At 42.9% G+C, this 17,381-nt stretch carries 15 protein-coding genes; all 15 read right to left on the bottom strand.

All coding sequences use genetic code 11. The features are described 5' to 3' along the window. Positions 1 to 2: 2 nt before the first annotated feature. Positions 3 to 971 carry an NAD(P)-dependent oxidoreductase gene (locus G496_RS19260; RefSeq protein WP_051294939.1) on the bottom strand — a complete coding sequence of 323 codons (969 nt, stop codon included), beginning with the start codon at positions 969 to 971 and terminating at the stop codon, positions 3 to 5. After that, a complete protein-coding gene (locus G496_RS0108910) occupies positions 971 to 1,651 on the bottom strand; it encodes an acylneuraminate cytidylyltransferase family protein (protein WP_027178981.1) in 681 nt (226 codons plus the stop codon). Before G496_RS0108910 ends, G496_RS19260 begins: the two co-directional genes overlap by 1 nt. Beyond that, positions 1,651 to 2,811 carry a UDP-N-acetylglucosamine 2-epimerase gene (neuC, locus tag G496_RS0108905; RefSeq protein ID WP_027178980.1) on the bottom strand — a complete coding sequence of 387 codons (1,161 nt, stop codon included), beginning with the start codon at positions 2,809 to 2,811 and terminating at the stop codon, positions 1,651 to 1,653. The genes G496_RS0108910 and neuC overlap by 1 nt, the downstream gene beginning before the upstream one ends. Positions 2,812 to 2,816: 5 nt before the next feature. Next, positions 2,817 to 3,863 (bottom strand): N-acetylneuraminate synthase family protein, encoded by a 1,047-nt coding sequence (locus G496_RS0108900; RefSeq protein ID WP_051294938.1) that lies wholly within the window; start codon positions 3,861 to 3,863, stop codon positions 2,817 to 2,819. Then, on the bottom strand, positions 3,860 to 5,404 hold the full coding sequence (locus tag G496_RS0108895) for a capsular polysaccharide export protein, LipB/KpsS family (protein WP_027178978.1): 1,545 nt from the start codon (positions 5,402 to 5,404) through the stop codon (positions 3,860 to 3,862). Before G496_RS0108895 ends, G496_RS0108900 begins: the two co-directional genes overlap by 4 nt. Next, complete coding sequence (locus G496_RS0108890; RefSeq protein ID WP_027178977.1) at positions 5,394 to 7,094, bottom strand: ABC transporter ATP-binding protein/permease; 1,701 nt, start codon at positions 7,092 to 7,094, stop codon at positions 5,394 to 5,396. Before G496_RS0108890 ends, G496_RS0108895 begins: the two co-directional genes overlap by 11 nt. Before the next feature lie 33 nt (positions 7,095 to 7,127). Continuing rightward, on the bottom strand, positions 7,128 to 8,084 hold the full coding sequence (locus G496_RS0108885) for an NAD-dependent epimerase/dehydratase family protein (RefSeq protein WP_027178976.1): 957 nt from the start codon (positions 8,082 to 8,084) through the stop codon (positions 7,128 to 7,130). Continuing rightward, a complete protein-coding gene (locus G496_RS0108880; protein ID WP_034632889.1) occupies positions 8,071 to 9,258 on the bottom strand; it encodes a glycosyltransferase in 1,188 nt (395 codons plus the stop codon). Before G496_RS0108880 ends, G496_RS0108885 begins: the two co-directional genes overlap by 14 nt. Further along, positions 9,251 to 10,408, bottom strand: coding sequence for a glycosyltransferase (locus G496_RS0108875; RefSeq protein ID WP_027178974.1), 1,158 nt, complete (start codon positions 10,406 to 10,408; stop codon positions 9,251 to 9,253). The genes G496_RS0108880 and G496_RS0108875 overlap by 8 nt, the downstream gene beginning before the upstream one ends. An 84-nt stretch (positions 10,409 to 10,492) precedes the next feature. Beyond that, on the bottom strand, positions 10,493 to 11,647 hold the full coding sequence (locus tag G496_RS0108870) for a DegT/DnrJ/EryC1/StrS family aminotransferase (RefSeq protein ID WP_027178973.1): 1,155 nt from the start codon (positions 11,645 to 11,647) through the stop codon (positions 10,493 to 10,495). Positions 11,648 to 11,677: 30 nt separating this feature from the next. Continuing rightward, the gene (locus G496_RS0108865) at positions 11,678 to 12,205 is read right to left on the bottom strand and encodes a winged helix-turn-helix domain-containing protein (RefSeq protein ID WP_027178972.1); all 528 of its coding nucleotides are present in this window, start codon (positions 12,203 to 12,205) and stop codon (positions 11,678 to 11,680) included. A gap of 85 nt (positions 12,206 to 12,290) precedes the next feature. Next, positions 12,291 to 14,159 carry a polysaccharide biosynthesis protein gene (locus G496_RS0108860; RefSeq protein WP_027178971.1) on the bottom strand — a complete coding sequence of 623 codons (1,869 nt, stop codon included), beginning with the start codon at positions 14,157 to 14,159 and terminating at the stop codon, positions 12,291 to 12,293. Between the two features lie 3 nt (positions 14,160 to 14,162). Further along, complete coding sequence (locus G496_RS0108855) at positions 14,163 to 15,302, bottom strand: DegT/DnrJ/EryC1/StrS family aminotransferase (RefSeq protein WP_027178970.1); 1,140 nt, start codon at positions 15,300 to 15,302, stop codon at positions 14,163 to 14,165. A gap of 273 nt (positions 15,303 to 15,575) precedes the next feature. Continuing rightward, positions 15,576 to 16,178, bottom strand: coding sequence for a sugar transferase (locus G496_RS0108850; RefSeq protein WP_027178969.1), 603 nt, complete (start codon positions 16,176 to 16,178; stop codon positions 15,576 to 15,578). After that, entirely contained in the window at positions 16,175 to 17,284 is a 1,110-nt protein-coding gene (locus G496_RS0108845; protein ID WP_027178968.1) for a glycosyltransferase family 4 protein, read from the bottom strand. The genes G496_RS0108850 and G496_RS0108845 overlap by 4 nt, the downstream gene beginning before the upstream one ends. Positions 17,285 to 17,381 lie beyond the last annotated feature (97 nt).

Here is a 17,381-nt window from a genome sequence, read left to right as displayed (position 1 = left end):
CATCAAGGCTTGATAATGCCGTCTTTAGAGAGTCTGTCGATTAATTTTTTTACCATGAATTCTTCAGTATTATGCATTGAATCCAGAGTTGCTCCGCCTATGTGCGGAGTAATTATCAGATTATCGTGTTTTATAGCGTAGGAGAGCAGGGGACTGTTTTTTGAACCATCGTGAATCTCCTCAGCCAGAACATCCAGTGCGGCTCCACCCAGTTTACCACTATTTAGGCCGTCGAGAAGAGCTTGTTCGTTGATTAAGGCTCCCCTTGATGTATTTATGATAACTGCACCATTGGCCATTTTTTTTACTTCTGTTTCGCCGATCATGCCTTTTGTACTGTCATCCAGATGTACATGCAGAGATATTATTGAACTTGAGGATAATATTTCCGAGAGACTTGAGCACCGTTCAACATATTCAGGCCATTCTTTGTCAGGGATAAATGGGTCATAAGCCTTTATCTTCATATCAAATGCTTTTGCAAATTCAGCTACTTTTGAACCTAAACGTCCAAGTCCTATAAGCCCTAAAGTCTGGCTGCAAAGATCTCTGCCGATAAAGAGGTCTCTGTTCCAGTTATTTTCGAGGACAGACTTATGCGCGAACGGAATATGCCTTAAAAGGGCTAAAATAAGCCCGATGGTGTGTTCACTTGTTGCGGTGATTGTCCTTAAAAAATCGGTCTCACCTCTGAGGTTCAGAATTGTTGTTCCGTTTTCTTCTGCAGCCCTGGTATCAACGTGGTCTATACCTGTTGTAGCTGTTACAAGATATTTCATTCTGCTTTCAGGGGTAAAAAAATCCTTACTTATATAACTGCGCAGACGCACTATAAGAATATCATATTGTGACGATGCTTTGAGAAGATCAGATCCACTGAGATTGATCTCATCAACCTGTGCAATCTGTTTCAGAGTCTCAAAGGCCTTACGGCTGTATCTATCCGGTTCCGCGTTAAGTATTTTTAGCATTATTGCCTGCTGGAGATTAAAAAGTCTGCAAAAGCAAGATCCATTTCATTATCAATATTAACACTTACTTCAAGTCCCATTACATAGGGTTTTATTTTGTCACCGAGGAAAGTGTCTTTTTTAAGAAGGTCTCTTTTGAATGTATAAATAAGCCCGTTGCGATGGAAGACTGCCGGTAGCTCCTGACGCCTTACATCAGCAATTTCCGGAGCAAATTTTTCCAGTAGACCATTTTTTAAAGTGTACATTCTTGCAGGATGATGATCGTCAACTTTGTATACACTGACGACTGAGTCACAGTCGTTTTTCCCGAGCATTTCTATCGATTCATCAATATGTCTGCCCGTGCGAAACGGTGTTGTCGGCTGGAGGATAACGCAGTAATCATATTGTATTGAATGGCGTTTTTCCATTATTTCTACGGCATTCTGGAGAACAGGAAGCATTGGTGTTTTATCCTGCGCCAGTTTGTCCGGTCGTCTGACAGTTTCACAACTGTTCTGAGCTGCAAGATTTAAAATTTTATCACTGTCAGAGCTCACAACAAAGTGGGTTAAATTTGACTCGCAGGCTCCTTTTATAGCCCACTCAAGCAGAGGTGTCCCACCGACTTTGCGGATATTTTTATCAGGGACTCCTTTTGAACCACCTCTTGCCGGTATTATTCCGAGAACATTCATCAGTATGTTAACCTTTTTTTGTTAGTGAGAGTTACCGTTGCCAGTGTTTCAGCGATCCTTTTGCCTGATTTCCCATCTCCGTAAATAAAAGACTGCTCATATCTGCCGTGATTAAACTGGCGTTTTATTGCCTCGGATATCTGTTGCTTGTCATAATTTACGTCAACGACATTCTTGCCACGTTGCCTTCCGTTCTGCCTTGTTCCTATATTCACTACAGGAACGCCAAGAAATGAAGACTCACGTATTCCCGCGCTGGAGTTGCCGACAAGGACTTTGGCGCAGGAGATAAGCTTAAGAAAGTCCATGGGGGCAAAGTTTTTAAAGTAATGTATGGGTGCAGTAGGAAATTGTTCTCTGTGAATACGAATAGCTTTTGACGTTCCATCCGTTCCGGCATCAACATTAGGCCAGAACCAGAATGTTGGAATATTCAGCTCTGTAATTGCTTCAAGAGTGCAGTTTACCTGCTCCTGTGCCAGACCATATTCAGTGGTTACAGGATGCTGCAATACTACCAGATAATCCTGATCTTCTGCTATCGGGACTCCTACACCGTTATATTTTTCCATAGGCGAAAAATCTAATTCAGTAGTTGGATGAATCTTGGCTGCAAGATCGATGGACGGGCATCCAGTGATAAAGATATTCTCAGGAATTTCTCCGAGCCGGATGATTCTTTCGTGGGCCAGACTGTTGGAAACGAGATGGATATCAGCCAGCTTTGTTATGGCATGCCGGACTTTTTCGTCTATCGATCCGGTAACCTCGCCTCCCTGAACATGTACGAGAGGAATGTTCATATAAGCTGCTGATATTGCAGTTGCAATTGTTTCAAAGCGATCTGCGATTGTTACCACCATATCAGGCTCAAGTCTTTCAAATACAGAAGGTAGCTCTATCAGACCAAGTCCTGTTGATTTGACAGAGGCTTTCAGAGTATCGCCTTCGATAATGGTCTGAACACGAGCGTCAATCTTGAACCCGTCAGACTCAATTGTGTCTTCAACTTTACCGTACCTATCGAGAATTGCAGAGGCTGATAGGACAATCTGCAGTTCAAGATCAGGATGTTCTTTAATAGCCTGAAGTGCGGTTTTTATTCTGGAGTAACTGGGGCGCGCAGTTATAACAACGCATACTTTACGGTGGGCTGACATAGCTTTTAATCCTCGAAAAAATCAGTTTGTAGCAATGTGTCTACTGCTATATCCTGCTTGATTACTTTGCCGCAAATAGAAGACAGTTTTTCAGGAGGAATCCCTGATCCCGGTTTTTTAAATTTTACTTTTTCAGGACTGAGAATTGTGCCTTTAGGCAGGTCTTCTGCCGCTACAATGCTTTTGGTAAAAAGCGAACGCATTGGAGCCATATTTTCAGCCATTTCCTCTTTTGAAACAGGGGATTTCATGACAGAAGAAATATATCTTACCCCTTCCACCATTTTTGCAAATTCATTTACAGTCAATGAGGATGAAACATCAGGCCCGAAACAGTCTTTACTGAAAACAATATGTGACTCTATTATGTCTGCACCAAGGGCCGCAGCTCCTACTCCTGCAAAGATGTCTGCTGTGTGGTCTGAAAAACCTGTAGGAATGTTATAGCGGGATTTCATTTCAGCAATGAGGTTGAGGCCGACTTTTTCCGGCGGACAGGGATACATGCTTGAACACTGAAAGAGAGCAACCTGAGCACCTTTTTTCTGGCATACATCTATCGCGCTAGAGATATCCTTATAGCCATGCATTCCAGTAGAGATAAGAACAGGTTTGCCAGTACTGGCCATGGCCTCAAGCATGGGAAAATTTGTAATTTCGCCGGAAGCAACTTTCCAGGCCGGGATATTTATTTCTTCCAATAAATTAAAAGCCTTTTCCGAAAATGGAGAACTTAAGAAGATAATATCAATGCTGTCCGCATACTCTTTGAGTTCTTTCCATTGCTCCGGGGTAAATTCCATTCTTTTCCAGTAGTCAAAGCGGGTTTTATCCTGACGGCTGAATTTAATTCTCCATGGCTCATCAGGAGTACTTTCTTCATTGGCGAAATGGGTCTGGAATTTTACAGCATCAGCTCCGGCTTTTTTAGCTGCATCAATATAACTGAAAGCATTGCCAAGACTTCCGTCGTGGGCTTGAGCCACTTCAGCAATTATGAAGACAGGCTGTCCGCTGCCTATTTTTTTGTCTGCGATATTTATTGTGTTCATTTCAGACCTTCGTGTTTGAGTTTTCCTGCTTCATATAATGTGATTTCCGCCTCTATCGCTTCAGCCATAGTGGGGCCGATTCCTTTTGCTTCAACCAGTTCCTGTATATGAGTCGCTTCAGGATGAGGATAACTGCTCTCATAGAGCGCTGCGAGAAATTCAATCTGATCGTCTGTGCTATAATGGATTTGACCAACTATAGACCAGACTTCTTCTGGAGAATCCGCGTGGAATACATTTTTGCAGATGTCAAAATATGGTCTTCCCAAAGTTATAACAGGGCAACCGCTTGTAAGAGCTTCAATACTTGGAGTTGTTCCTGTTACACTTATTACGGCTTCACTTCTTTCAATTAATTCCCTGTTTGAAAAGTCAGGGGCAAGGATAACTACATTGGGTAGGGAAGAAAGATGGTAATAGAAATCAGGTTTTCTATTACCGAAGCTTCTGGGGTGTTCTTTAACAGCCAGTGTATAACCATACTTGCCGTATATTGCTATCTGTTCAAGAAGATAGGATTGGTCTGCATATTTGGGTGCTTCTGAACACATGCTGGCTTCAGGAGTCATCTGTAGAAAATAAGTTATAATTTTTTCGTCTGGAAGTTGATTCGAAAAATATTTTTTAGATAGTAATCTATTTTTTTGTTTACAGACGGCAGGGATAATTGGTTCTTTTTTGAAGACAACTCTGGATAATTTTTTCAAAATGTCCATTGGAGTATACATAGAAAAGAATGAAGTCATTTTCATATGTACTTTGTCGTAGTTTGAAATAACCCTTTTTTCACTGTTTTGGTCAAGAACCTGCTTAGCCCATTGCAGTGATTCCTTTGAGAAAAGTTTATTTTTATAGATATAGTTTAACCTGAGACTTCTTTTCTGCCTGCCGGATGCAACCCTGAAGCGGATGTCCCCCCCTAATGAAAAAAATCCTCTTTCGAATGTCTGGGTAATTATTCCCTTAAAGGCCATTGCTGACAGTATAGCTGAATCCAGAAGGTCCGTGGTTTCGTAAAGAGCATATTTAACATTGTACTTGGCGACTACATGTTTGATCTTAAAATAATTGGCCACCAGAAGTTCAGGAACATGATCATTAAGAAAAGCGTGAGGCTTTATTACGTGGTACTGGGTTGTAAACCTGCTGTATAAAAAATAATTTTTATTAAACTCGTAGCAGTTGAAACCAAGCTCATCTTCAATTTCTTTAATGGTTTCAGTCAGGTCCTCTACCATTGCGTAGGCCGGGTCAGGATTGCGATAATCAATGTGCCTGATGAGAGTAATACCGCTGATATCCTTATATGCTTCAAGACCTTTTTCTGAATTTGAAAGGACAACAACATTAAATTTAAATTTGAGCGATTCTACTGTCTCAGTGAAAAAAGGAGTAAGCCTGTCTCTATGTATTACTAGAATTGTTTTTTTTGAAGAATCTAGCTGATGCTCTTTTATAATATCTTTATCATAATCGTATTTTATAAAGCTATTATCTTTATCTTTTGAGTTTAAAGGAACTTCATTTATTTTATTCGTCATTTTTTTTCTCTATATATATTTTTTTATCTTTTATTCTGTAAACAGTGTCGCATTTTTCAATTGTAGATAGTCTGTGAGCGATTATAATGAGCGTTTTATTCTTACCAATTTCAAAAAACTGCTCCATTATTTGTGACTCTGTTTCTTTGTCCAGAGAAGCTGTTGCTTCATCCATAACGTAAACTTCAGGATTGCCGTATAAAGCCCTTGCGATTCCTATCCTTTGTTTTTGCCCGCCGGATAGCTGTGTTCCATTTTCTCCAACCATTGTCTGGAGACCGTCTTTATGTTCAAGGTGGGATAAAATTTTAGATTTTTCTAAAGAATTATATATTTTTTCTTCATCGTAGGATCTTCCGAATGTTACATTCTCAGCTACAGTAGAATCAAAAAGATAGATTGACTGGGGAATGTAGCCTATCTTTTTTCTCCATGAGAGGAGATTGCTGTTACCCAGTTCAACACCATCGACCTTTACTTTGCCTGAGTACGAACTGTACATTCCGATTATTATATCGGCTAAAGTACTTTTGCCCGAACCGCTTTCCCCGATCAGAGCTATTTTTTCACCTTTTTTAATATTTAATGTGATATTATCAAGAACAGTATTTGTATTGTATTTGAATGAAAGGTTCTCGATTGATATTTCATTGTTAAAATCTATAGGCTCATTTCCAAGTTTTTGCGTTTCTATATTGTAGTCTTCATATATAAGATCAAGTGTTTTTGAATAAAACTGCATAATATTGTAGCTGTTCAATATTCTGTTTGCAGAAGGAAGAAGTCTGTACATCGCAAGAGCAAAAAGAGATATAACCGGGATGATCCGGCTTATCTGACCTCCCTGAACAAGAGTCAGCAGTAATGCTCCTATCAATAGACTGAAACCTATTCCTTCAAGTGAAAGCCTTGGTACTGTGGAATAGGTGTTGTTCATCACCACAGAGCGGGTATAACCTTTGCCGGATTCCTGTAGGCTGGCGACAGCTTTTTTTTCACCGGAAAGGAGTTTGATAAATTTCAGATTGTTAAGTGTTTCACTGATAGCTCTGTAATATTTTTCCTGAAAAGAATTTCTTTTGTTCCCTTCTTTTTTAATAAGTACTGAAACTGTTTTGAGCAGGGTTACAACCATAATGCCCATAAAAAGTGTAAGAGCTATTGTTACTTTGTAATCAACATATAGAAGAGCACAATATAAAAAAGTTGAAACAAAAAGCTCTGATATTAGAAGCAGGAATGCATAAAAATATTTTGCAGCAAAATCCATTTCAGTAATAAGCTTTTTGGAAAGATCAGAGCTGTTTCTTGTGGTCATATCCTGATATTTGATATTGACATAATTTGTGAACAGTCTTGTCCCTAAAGAAAGGTACATCCCCTGAGAGAATTTATGTATAAGATAAAAATATAAAAGGTTTATAAAACCTCTGGATATATAGAAAATAATCAGTAGGTATCCAAAAACAATGATGAATTTTTCCGGGGAATTGAATCCCAGCAACTGGTAAACATAGTTATAATATTTATTTGCAGTTGCCAGTGAAAAATCATTCGCCAGAGAGATGAAAGGGAGAATAGCAGATATCCCCACTGTCTCAATGGCTGAGATCAGTACTGACAAAGCAACAAGCAGAACTATAGTTCTTTTTTCTTTCCTGGTTGTGAGTGCGCGGATTTTTTCCAGCATAAACGGTCCGGTACTTAGATGTACTTCTCTATCCTATTCGTAGTTATAATCATTCATGTACCAGTCGACGGTGATTTTAAGACCTTCCTGCAGTGGCACTTCCGGTTCGTAGCCGAGAATTTTACGGGATTTGTCTATATTTGACAGGCGATCTTTAACTGCATCCCAGTTGCGGCGTTCCTTGAATATTATTTCAGATGATGATCCGGTATATTTCAGGATCATTTCAGCCAGATCTATGATTCTGGTTGCTTTACCTGTCCCGCCGTTAAAAATGTCACCGTCAGCAACATTTGAGAGAGCCGCAAGTGTGAGCAGCTGTGCTGTATTTCCCACAAAAGTAAAATCTCTGGTTTCGGTTCCGTCCCCAGTTATGAACAGAGGTTCACCCTTCATGGCCCGGACGATGAAATTCGGGATGACATTGCGGTATTGTCCGTGAGGCTCGTATGGTCCGTAAGTGTTGAAGACCCGTATTGAGACTGTGGGAACAGCATACATGGAGGCGTAATATTTTACATATAGCTCAGCAGTATACTTGTTAATGGCATAAGGAGTCTCATGCGGATAGATATAGTCGTCCTCACGCATAATGGCGGAATTTCCGTATACGCAGGATGAAGATGTGTAGACAAACTTTTTAAGGTTTTTATTTTTTTTGCATATTTCAAGAAGGTTCATGGTGCCGATGATATTAGCCTGAACATCCTTGAAAGGGTGGTCAACTGAGTTCTGGTTGGCAAAATGTGCTGCAAGGTGAAAGACATAATGCGGAGCAAATTTTTCCATAGTATCCCGAAACGATTCAATATCTCCGATATCCGAATTATGAAATATTATGCGGTCGTCTTCAGGGAGGTAGTTTTCATATCCTGAGGAGAGGTTGTCCAGAACAAGGATGGAGTCCACACCCAGCCCCAGAAGCCTTTCTATAAGATTTAGACCTATCGCACCTGCGCCGCCGGTAATCAATATTTTAGAGTTCTGCATCAATTAATGCCTCATATATTTGGTGATAGCTGTTGTTCATGTTGTAAGCTGCTGTTTTCTCAACCGTAGGATAAGCGAATTCACCAGCTTCAATCCTGCGCAGCAATTTTCTTATTCCCTCTGCACTGCCACTGTCAGCCGCAAGGGGCTCCGGCGAAAGTGATGCCAGAATATCCATTGTTGTCGAACTAGATGGAGTCAGTGCGGCTATCGGCTTGCAGGCTCCTATGTAGTCTGCAAGTTTGGATGGGAAAAAAGGTGAATTTTTTAGCGGAGCATCAACAACCAGCAGAATATCCGCTCTGCTTAGCACAGCAATGCTCTCAGCAAAAGGAATCGGGTCCAGAAATTTGAAAACTCCGGGAGTTTGCCTTTCCGCGGCTTCTCTTTCGTTTTCTTTGATACGCCCGTAAAAATGAAATTCAATGTTTTGCGGTTTTTCAGCCTTTACCGCTTCAATCAGGGGCAGAATGGTCCGCAATCCATATATATGTCCGGTATGGGCAATAATTGTTTTTTCAGCGGGCTTATCCGGTTCAGGGTACATTTCCGGGTCAAAAACATGCGGAAGAACTCGTATCTTGGAGCTTTTCAGATTGAAACCATTTATGAACAAATCTCTGGTTTTTTGAGATGTTACAGTAATGCAGGAAACGTGATCGAGTACTTTTCTCTCAAGATGTTCATTCGCCTTACGCTGTAAGGAAGTCCTGTATGAAATATATGGATTAAGTGTCCACGGGTCCGAAAAATGTGCTGTCCAGCTGATGTCAGGAAAAATTTTAACAATATCCAGCCCGACCAGATGGTTCACAAGCGGCGTGGAGTGGGTGTAAATTCTGGTTATGCCATGATCAACAACGATCTGTTCCGCCAGTTTAAGTGCCGGAATTTTCCACCATAGTTTACGGTCGGTTAGCTGCAAAGGCGCACAGAGGTAGTGCCTTGCTTTTTCAAAAAAAACTCTTTCAACCCTGTGTACAATCAGGTTTTCATGAGTCCGCTCAAGTGAATGGTCCATGAATTCAAAGTCAGCAGAACTGTTTGAAGTAAGAACATGAACCTTGTGTCCGCCTTTAGCCAGTGACAGAGCTCTGCGCTGAACCTGAATTGATTCCGGGGAAAGGATGGGCGGAAAGTCATAGGCAATAAACAGAATTGATTTTTTACTCATAACGCCCCGTCTCAGCCAGCTTGCGTTGGATGTCCGCAAAAAGTTTTTCGGTGATTACCGGATTCCAGTGGGAATCTGCGTAAGCAGCTCCAGCCTGTCCATTTTTTCGGCGATTAGCTTCATCCATATAAAAATCAATTCCGTCACCAAAACCTTCCGGGCTGTCATCAACCATTTTGGCCCAGCCTTCCTGATATTCAGGCACGGGATTTCCACGTTTGTAGTTGGCCAGAACAGGAAGCCCGGTGAGGGTGGCCTCAAGAACAGTTTTAGGTATTTCGCCGTATTGGGAGTGGGATACGAGGATGTCGTATTCTTTCATTGAACGGCAGACATCATCATTGGGAATCGGGCCTTTGAAATCTATCAGCTCTTCAAGATGGAGATTTTCAGCCAGAGCCATCATTTCATTTTTCATGGAACCGTCTCCCATGATTGTGAGATGGGCTTTGCGGCCGGGAAGAGCCTTAATTATATTTTCGGGATTTTTTCCGGGTATTATCCTGCCGACATAAAGCATCCGCAGTAATTCAGGAGAACTATAGCTGCTCTTTTTAGAAATGTGTTCCGGATTAATTACATTGTAAGTCCGTCTGACATTTTTAATTTCAAGCCGTTTTGTATAGTCTTCGATGCTTCCGTAAACAGCACCGACAAGGTCTGCGTTTCTGAGAGTATATTTTTCGAGAGCTTTGGACAGGGTGTAATAGATACGTGTTTTCATATCTATTTCACGGTTTGCCCTTGTTTCGTCAGGCTGAGTATGCAGGGATACAAAAAGTGGGATTCCGAGATGTTTTTTTATCTCTACTGCCAGCATTCCATTAAGAAAATTACCATAGCAGCGTAAAAGGTCCGGCTTTATGGTTTCAGCAATTCTGATTCCATCTTCAGCCCATCCTTTTAGCAGGAATGGTCTCCACATTGTTCTGGCCACAAGTGGGATTCCTGAAGGAAGATTGTGCAGAAAAAGTTCCGCATCGCCGACAGTTCGTTGCAGCATCTTGGGATCAGGACGATCTTCGTTGGTCATCAGTATATGGACTTCATCAAAGACATTACCGGGATTATAATAACGATCTATGATCGAACCTTTGGCTATAATCTGTGAAAGCCTGTCTGTAATGATATTTAAGAGTACTTTTGACAAACGGATATGTTCTTCCTGTTAAAAGCTTTAAAAGATTTTTCTAACCGCCCCGCAGCAGACTGGCTGATACGGGGCGGTTAAAAATTATGCTTTTTTAATAACTCCGGCGATCATTTCCTGAGTAGCCTTTTCAATATATGGATACATAGGCAGAGCAAATATGCGCTCGGCAGCGTTTTCGCTTATGGGCATATCTCCTGTCTTATAGCCGAGGTCCTTGAATGCGGTCTGCAGGTGCATGGGGATCGGGTAGTAGATCGGGGAGGGAACACCAGCTTCTTTGAGAGCGTCCTGAATACGGGTGCGGTGGGCGCTGTCAGTTGCCAGTGGGCAGTACTGAGCCCATACTGAACGGTATCCTTCGGGAGTGGTCGGAACAGTAAGTCCTTCGATATCACCCATCAGTTCATTATAGCGTCCGGCAACTTCATCACGCAGTTCGGCTTCTTTGGGGAAAATATCGAACTTTGCAAGAAGGATGGCTGCCTGCAGAGAATCAATTCTTCCGTTTATGCCAAGGGCAATGTTGTCGTATTTGTCAGGTCCCTGTCCGTGGACTCTGTGGGAACGCAGTCTTTCCAGCAGCTCGTCACTGTCTGTAAAGCACATTCCGCCGTCGCCGTAACAACCGAGAGGCTTTGCCGGGAAAAATGAGGTGCAGCCGATTTTACCAAGGGCACCGGCTTTTTTGTCCTTATACACTCCGCCAAAACCCTGAGCAGCATCTTCAACAAGGAAAAGGCCGTGTTTTTCTGCCACAGCGTTGATTGCATCAAAGTCGGCGGGCAGACCGAAGATGTCTACGGAAATAATACCCTTGGGGGTAAGTCCTTCAACTTTGGGAAGAACATGGCTGCCTTCGCCTTTCATGGTCTTGATGGCTTCATCTAGTTTTTCTGGGTCGATATTGAAAGTTACGGGGTCAATATCAACAAAAACCGGAGTGGCACCAAGCAGAGCGATGGCTTCTGCTGTTGCAAAGAAGGTAAAAGGTGTTGTGAAAACAGCATCACCGGGTTTTACGTCCAGTGCCATAAGAGCAAGTATCAATGCATCAGTTCCGGAAGAACATCCGAGAGCATGCTTAACGCCGCAGTAATCGGCAAGGCGTTTTTCGAGCTCGGTGATTTCCGGTCCCATAACATAGGCTCCGTGCTCAAGGACCGCATCCATATTAGCGCGGACCTGTTTTTCGATTAATGAGAATTGTTTCTTTAGGTCAATAAAAGGAATATTCATGGGGCTAGCCCTCCTGTTAGGCATTTATTGTCAGACGATTTTCCAATGTGGCCGTCTTAAATAAATGTCTTTTGTGTTTTCAAACTCTGCTGTGTCCAGGGTCATCAGTCTGATCTTACGTTTGATGGCCTTTTCCGCTTTGGCCTGCAGATCGGCGATACGTTCGGAATCAGTCTCATTCGCAATAATCAGAACATCAATTATTCCGGAATCCATTCCCCGCGCATAATCGTCAAGAATATATACTGAATCGACCTTTCCCATGGTTGAAAGAATATATTCAAGAATCCGGTCGATACCTACGTATTTGCGGACGATGGAACTTATTTCCGGGAAAAAAGGGTGGGATGAATTGGCATTATAGAATATATACCTTCCCTCTTTTTTTTTGTTCAGATATCCGGCTTCGCTAAGCCCGTCTAATTCCTCCTTCATCGCATTGGGAGAAACATCAAACTCGGCTGCAAGCTCCCTCAGATATGAGGAAACATCCGGATTTAGAAAAAGCTTAAGCAGAAGCTTTATTCTTGTTTTAGACGTAAAAAGTTCTTTAAGCATGATCTAGTTTGTTAAGTTATTCTGTACGAACTGTCAACTCAAGACGCTGTTAAAAATCGCTCAAGCCAAGCAGGCACAAGGGATATCATCCCTCTTCATCAAACTCTGGAACGATCTTATGCATAACCGCCCGAACTTTTTCGCCATCCAGTTTTTCCGCTGCATCTGAAAGTTTTGAAAGCATCCCTTCAAGTTCTCTGGCGTATGCTTTCTGGTCGAAGTTGAATGCTTTTAAAACCATTATTTTTTCATGTTCAGTGCGGACAATCCCTTCACCTTCGGTGATAAGTTCTTCATAGAGCTTTTCTCCGGCTCTTAGTCCTGTGAAAATGATTTTAATATCTGTTTCCGGTTCTTTGCCTGAAAGCCGGATAAGATCGTGGGCCATCTCAGCAATTTTAACAGGTTTGCCCATTTCCAGAATGAATATTTCTCCGCCCTCGGCCATTACTCCGGCCTGTAGTATCAACTGGGCTGCTTCTGAAATGGACATAAAATATCTGGTCACATCAGGATGGGTCACTGTAACCGGTCCGCCCAGCTCTATCTGCCGTCTGAACAGCGGGATTACCGAGCCGGATGATCCGATCACGTTTCCGAATCTTACGGCCATGAATGTTGTTTTCGACTCCTTAAACATGCGCATCAGCAGTTCAGTTATCCTCTTGGACGCGCCCATTATGTTTGTGGGGCGAACTGCTTTATCCGTAGAAACAGTGACAAAACGGTCTACGCCGTGTCTGTCGGCCATCTCCATAATATTTCTGGTGCCGCAGATGTTGTTGGCAACAGCCTGCCACGGATTTCTTTCCAGCATTGGAACATGCTTGTAGGCCGCGGCATGGAACACAGTCTGCGGTTTATGCGTTCCAAAAACCTTATCCATCAGCTCACGGTCCTGAACCCCGCCGAGAACAGTTACATATTCACGAAATTTAAACTCATGATGGAGTTCCATCTGAATGGCATAAAGGTTGGCTTCACTTGCATCAACAAGGATAATTCTTGCCGGATTAAAGCGGATAACCTGCCTTACGAGTTCAGAACCAATGGAACCACCGCAGCCGGTGATCAGTATTGTCTTTCCAGAAATATATCTGCTTATTCTTGTACTATCGAGTTGAACGGGAGAACGGCCCAGAAGGTCCTGATAGCTTACATCACGCAGGGCCTTGATTCCGACCTTACCGTCAATAATTTCTTCCATTCCGGGCAGGATTTTATACGGCAGTCCGGTTTTTTTGCAGGCTTCGATGATCTCGCGCATCTGCTCCCCGCTGGCCTCGGTCACTGCGATAAGGATTTCTTTGACCGATTTACGGTTTATCGCTTCGGGTAAGTCTGTGAGCGAACCAAGGACCGGGATTCCGTGTATTGTGCGTCCTTTTTTGGAGCCGTCATCATCAATAAAACCTACAGGAATATATTTACGATGGTTTGTACTTATGATTTCTCTGACAACTTTTTCTCCGGCTCTTCCGGCTCCGATGATAATGACATTTGTCCCTTCACCATTGGAAGTCCCTTTTTTATTAAGCTGTATTCCATCATGATAGGCATAAAATGATCTTATGGTGACTCTTAAACCACCTACCATGAAAACTGTAATCAGCCAGTCGATGATGAATATACCGCGCGAGAATCCGCTGAATCCGAACTTGTAAAGTACCAGCGTGATTAGGATAACCGACTGTAAAAATGTTGCTTCCAGTATGTGCCAGAGGTCACGCAATCCGGTGTATCTCCACATTCCGCGATAAAGCCCCATCACTAAAAACACAGCGAATTTTATAAATAGAACGTACTTGAGCAGGTTTAAACACTGGGTGGTAGCATATAAGGGCGGCTGAAAATCAAATCGGAACAAATATGCCGCAAAAAATGACAGTGCAAAAATTATCAGGTCCAGAACAACCATGAGATAAAATTTTGCATTACGTAGACTGTTTAACATTCTTTATTTCCTGCAATTCAAAATAGTGGAGACCACAAGCTCAAGCTCATCTGCGGTCATTGCTGTCCCGCATGGCAGGCATAAACCGTGTTCAAAAAGGTCCTCCCCGACCTTTCCACCAAAAGTCTGACAATTTTTGAATACCGGTTGGCGATGCATTGGATTCCAGACCGGACGTGATTCAATATTTTCTTTTTCAAGAGCCAGCCTTATCTCTTCAGGAGTTGCCCCAAAAAGACTGCTGTCTATCAGCATTACTGTGAGCCAGCGGTTGCTTTTGCCAAAGTCAGGATCGGGCATAAAGCTCAAACCTTTGTGGGAAGCCAGCCTCTGCTCATAAAAATCAAAAATCTCACGTTTACGGCGGACACGCTCTTCAAGCACCTCAAGCTGGCCGCGCCCGATTGCCGCGACGACATTGCTCATACGGTAGTTGTAACCGATTTCATTGTGCTCATAATACGGTTTAGGCTCACGCGCCTGCTGGGAGAGCCAGCGGGCTTTTTCTATTGTTTCTTCATCGTCAGAGGCGAGCATTCCGCCACCTGATGAGGTGATAATTTTATTTCCATTGAAGGAATAAACTGCGGCAAATGCTCCTTTGCCAGCGAATTTACCCTTGTACATGGAGCCTACTGATTCTGCCGCATCAATTACAAGCGGTATGGAGTAAGGTTTCAGTACTTCCAGAATGCGGTCATAGTCAGCGCATTGCCCGTAAAGATCGGTCGGTACTACCGCTTTCGGTGTGCGGCCTTCGGCTATGCAGGATTTTATGGCTTTATCCAGCAGTTCGGGGTCCATGTTCCATGTCTCATAGTCTGAGTCCACAAAGACAGGTTCAGCTCCAAGAAAAGTTACCGGGCTGACGCTGCCGATAAAAGTCAGGTCTGATGCGATGACAACATCTCCGGAGCTAACCCCCAGAATGCGCAGAGCCAGATGCATGGCGGCTGTTCCACTTGTCAGTGCCGCGCAATGTTTGAATCCTGAAATTTCTGAAAAGTCCTTTTCAAAGCCGTTAACCTGCGGTCCTAGAGGGGCAATGAAGTTGCTTTCAAAAGCTTCGGCAATATATTTTTGTTCGCTGCCACCCATGTGGGGCGGGGAGAGGTATATTCTTTTGGAACGATCGGTAGACACTGAAAAACTCCTGTATTGTTTTATCCAAACTGTCAGATCTGCTGGCAGGTATTTTAATTATCCATGATGTTTTTTAATATGCTCAGCGTGTTTTTTACTTTAATTATTATTGAAATAATTAACAGTTTTTCTTTTTGATGCTTCCCTGTAAACCAAATCGGGCTTCTTTAGCGAGAAATTTTTTAAAAAAATGATCCGAAAGCATTAATCTTTGCCCTCACAATCATTTAACTAGCTGATATATTGCAATATGTTCAAAACTAAGCAGTCTGATTAATTTTTATCCCTACTGCCCATGAATTCTTTTGCAGTAGCTTCACCCGGCTGGCTGATACCATCTCGTTTGAAAACACGGGCAACGGTCATAAAAAGTATTTTTATGTCGAGCAGAAGGCTGTGGTTGTCAACATACCAGACGTCCAGCTTAAATTTTTCTTCCCATGAAATTGCGTTACGCCCGTTAACTTGCGCCCATCCGGTTATGCCCGGACGGATTTCGTGCCTGCGGGCCTGTTCCGGGCTGTACCTTTCAAGATACTGCATCAGCAGGGGGCGCGGGCCGACAAGAGACATATCCCCGAAAATAACATTTACAAGTTCCGGCAACTCATCAAGAGAGGTGGATCGCAATATTTTTCCCAGTCGGGTCAGTCTCTCGCTGTCCGGCTTCAGTTTGCCGCTTTCATCACGGGCATCACTCATAGTTTTGAATTTAATAATATTAAACGGTTTGCCACCGAGTCCCGGACGGCGTTGCCGGAAGATTACACAACCTCCCATATTACGGTGCAGCAGCCAGCCAATAAGCAGCATTAGCGGTAAAAGCAGCAAGAAAGCCGGAATACTTATAATGAGATCAAACGCTCTTTTAATCATAGGTTCATGGCATCCATTATGGTCTTATTGACCTTTGTTACGTCATACTTTTTTTCAGCAAGAGCGCGGCTTTGCCGGCCCATTGTTTCAACAAGGTTTTTGTTTTCGATAAATTTTTTCATGGCTTCAGCAAGGGAATCAATATCGCGGGCAGGCACCAGAAATCCGTTCAGCCCCTCAACAACTGTTTCGCGGCATCCCGGTACATCTGTTGTGATCACCGCTCTGCCCATTGACATGGCTTCAAGAACCGAGCGTGGAGTTCCCTCACGGTAGGAGGGAAGAACATATACGCAGGCTGAGGCTATTTCAGGGCGGACATCCTGAACTTCTCCGGGACATTCCAGACCGGAAGTCTTCCATGAATTTATTTTTTCCTCGGGGATACTGTCAGGGCCTTTATCATGCGGTCCCACAAGTCTGAATCTTATTTCAGGAAATTTACGCTTTAGTTTTATTGCTGCCTGCGCATATTCGCAGACTCCTTTTTCTTTCAACAGTCTTGAAAGGCAGAGAAAAACAGTTTTCCCGGCTGGTTGTGCAGTTAATTCAAAGTGTTTCAGGTCAATGCCCGAACCGTTGGTAACTACAGCTTTTTTGTTGCCTGAGATGATGCCGAGGTCTGTGAATAGTTTTTTGTCATCAGGATTTTGAAACATGACAGCTTTATTCAGGCCAAGCGAGAGTTTGTAAAGAGACTTAACCAGCCTGAAAAGCAGCCCTCTGAGTCCCGAGGTCTGCCCGAACGCGTAACCCAGACCCGTAATCATAGAATAAATTTCTCTGTGTCCGGCCAGTGCGGCGGCAATAGACCCGTATATAACGGGCTTGATGGTATAGCAGAGGATTTTATCGGGCTTTATTCTACGTACGGTTTTCCAGATATCTATGAGCGTGCGCAGATCGTCGGCGGGGTTCATGCCGGTTCTGTTGATGTGTACAGGCGTATAAGAAATACCTGAATTTTCGAGCTTTGCAGCTGTACCAGCATCATCCGCTGGAGCTGCTGCAAATACCTCATGCCCCTCCTTGATAAAAGCTTTCAGGAGAGGGCCGCGAAAATTAATCAGTGAAGGACCGTAGCCGCCTATAATCAGTATTTTCATATAAATATATTCAGCAGAACCGCAGCTTGAATTTGATATTTGTTAAAGCTGTACAAAATTTAAAAGATGCAGATGTCAGCACGGCGCAGAATATCCC

The sequence above is a fragment of the Maridesulfovibrio bastinii DSM 16055 genome, from assembly GCF_000429985.1.
GTDB classification, from domain to species: Bacteria; Desulfobacterota; Desulfovibrionia; order Desulfovibrionales; family Desulfovibrionaceae; genus Maridesulfovibrio; species Maridesulfovibrio bastinii.
This window is presented reverse-complemented; position numbering and strand designations above follow the sequence as displayed.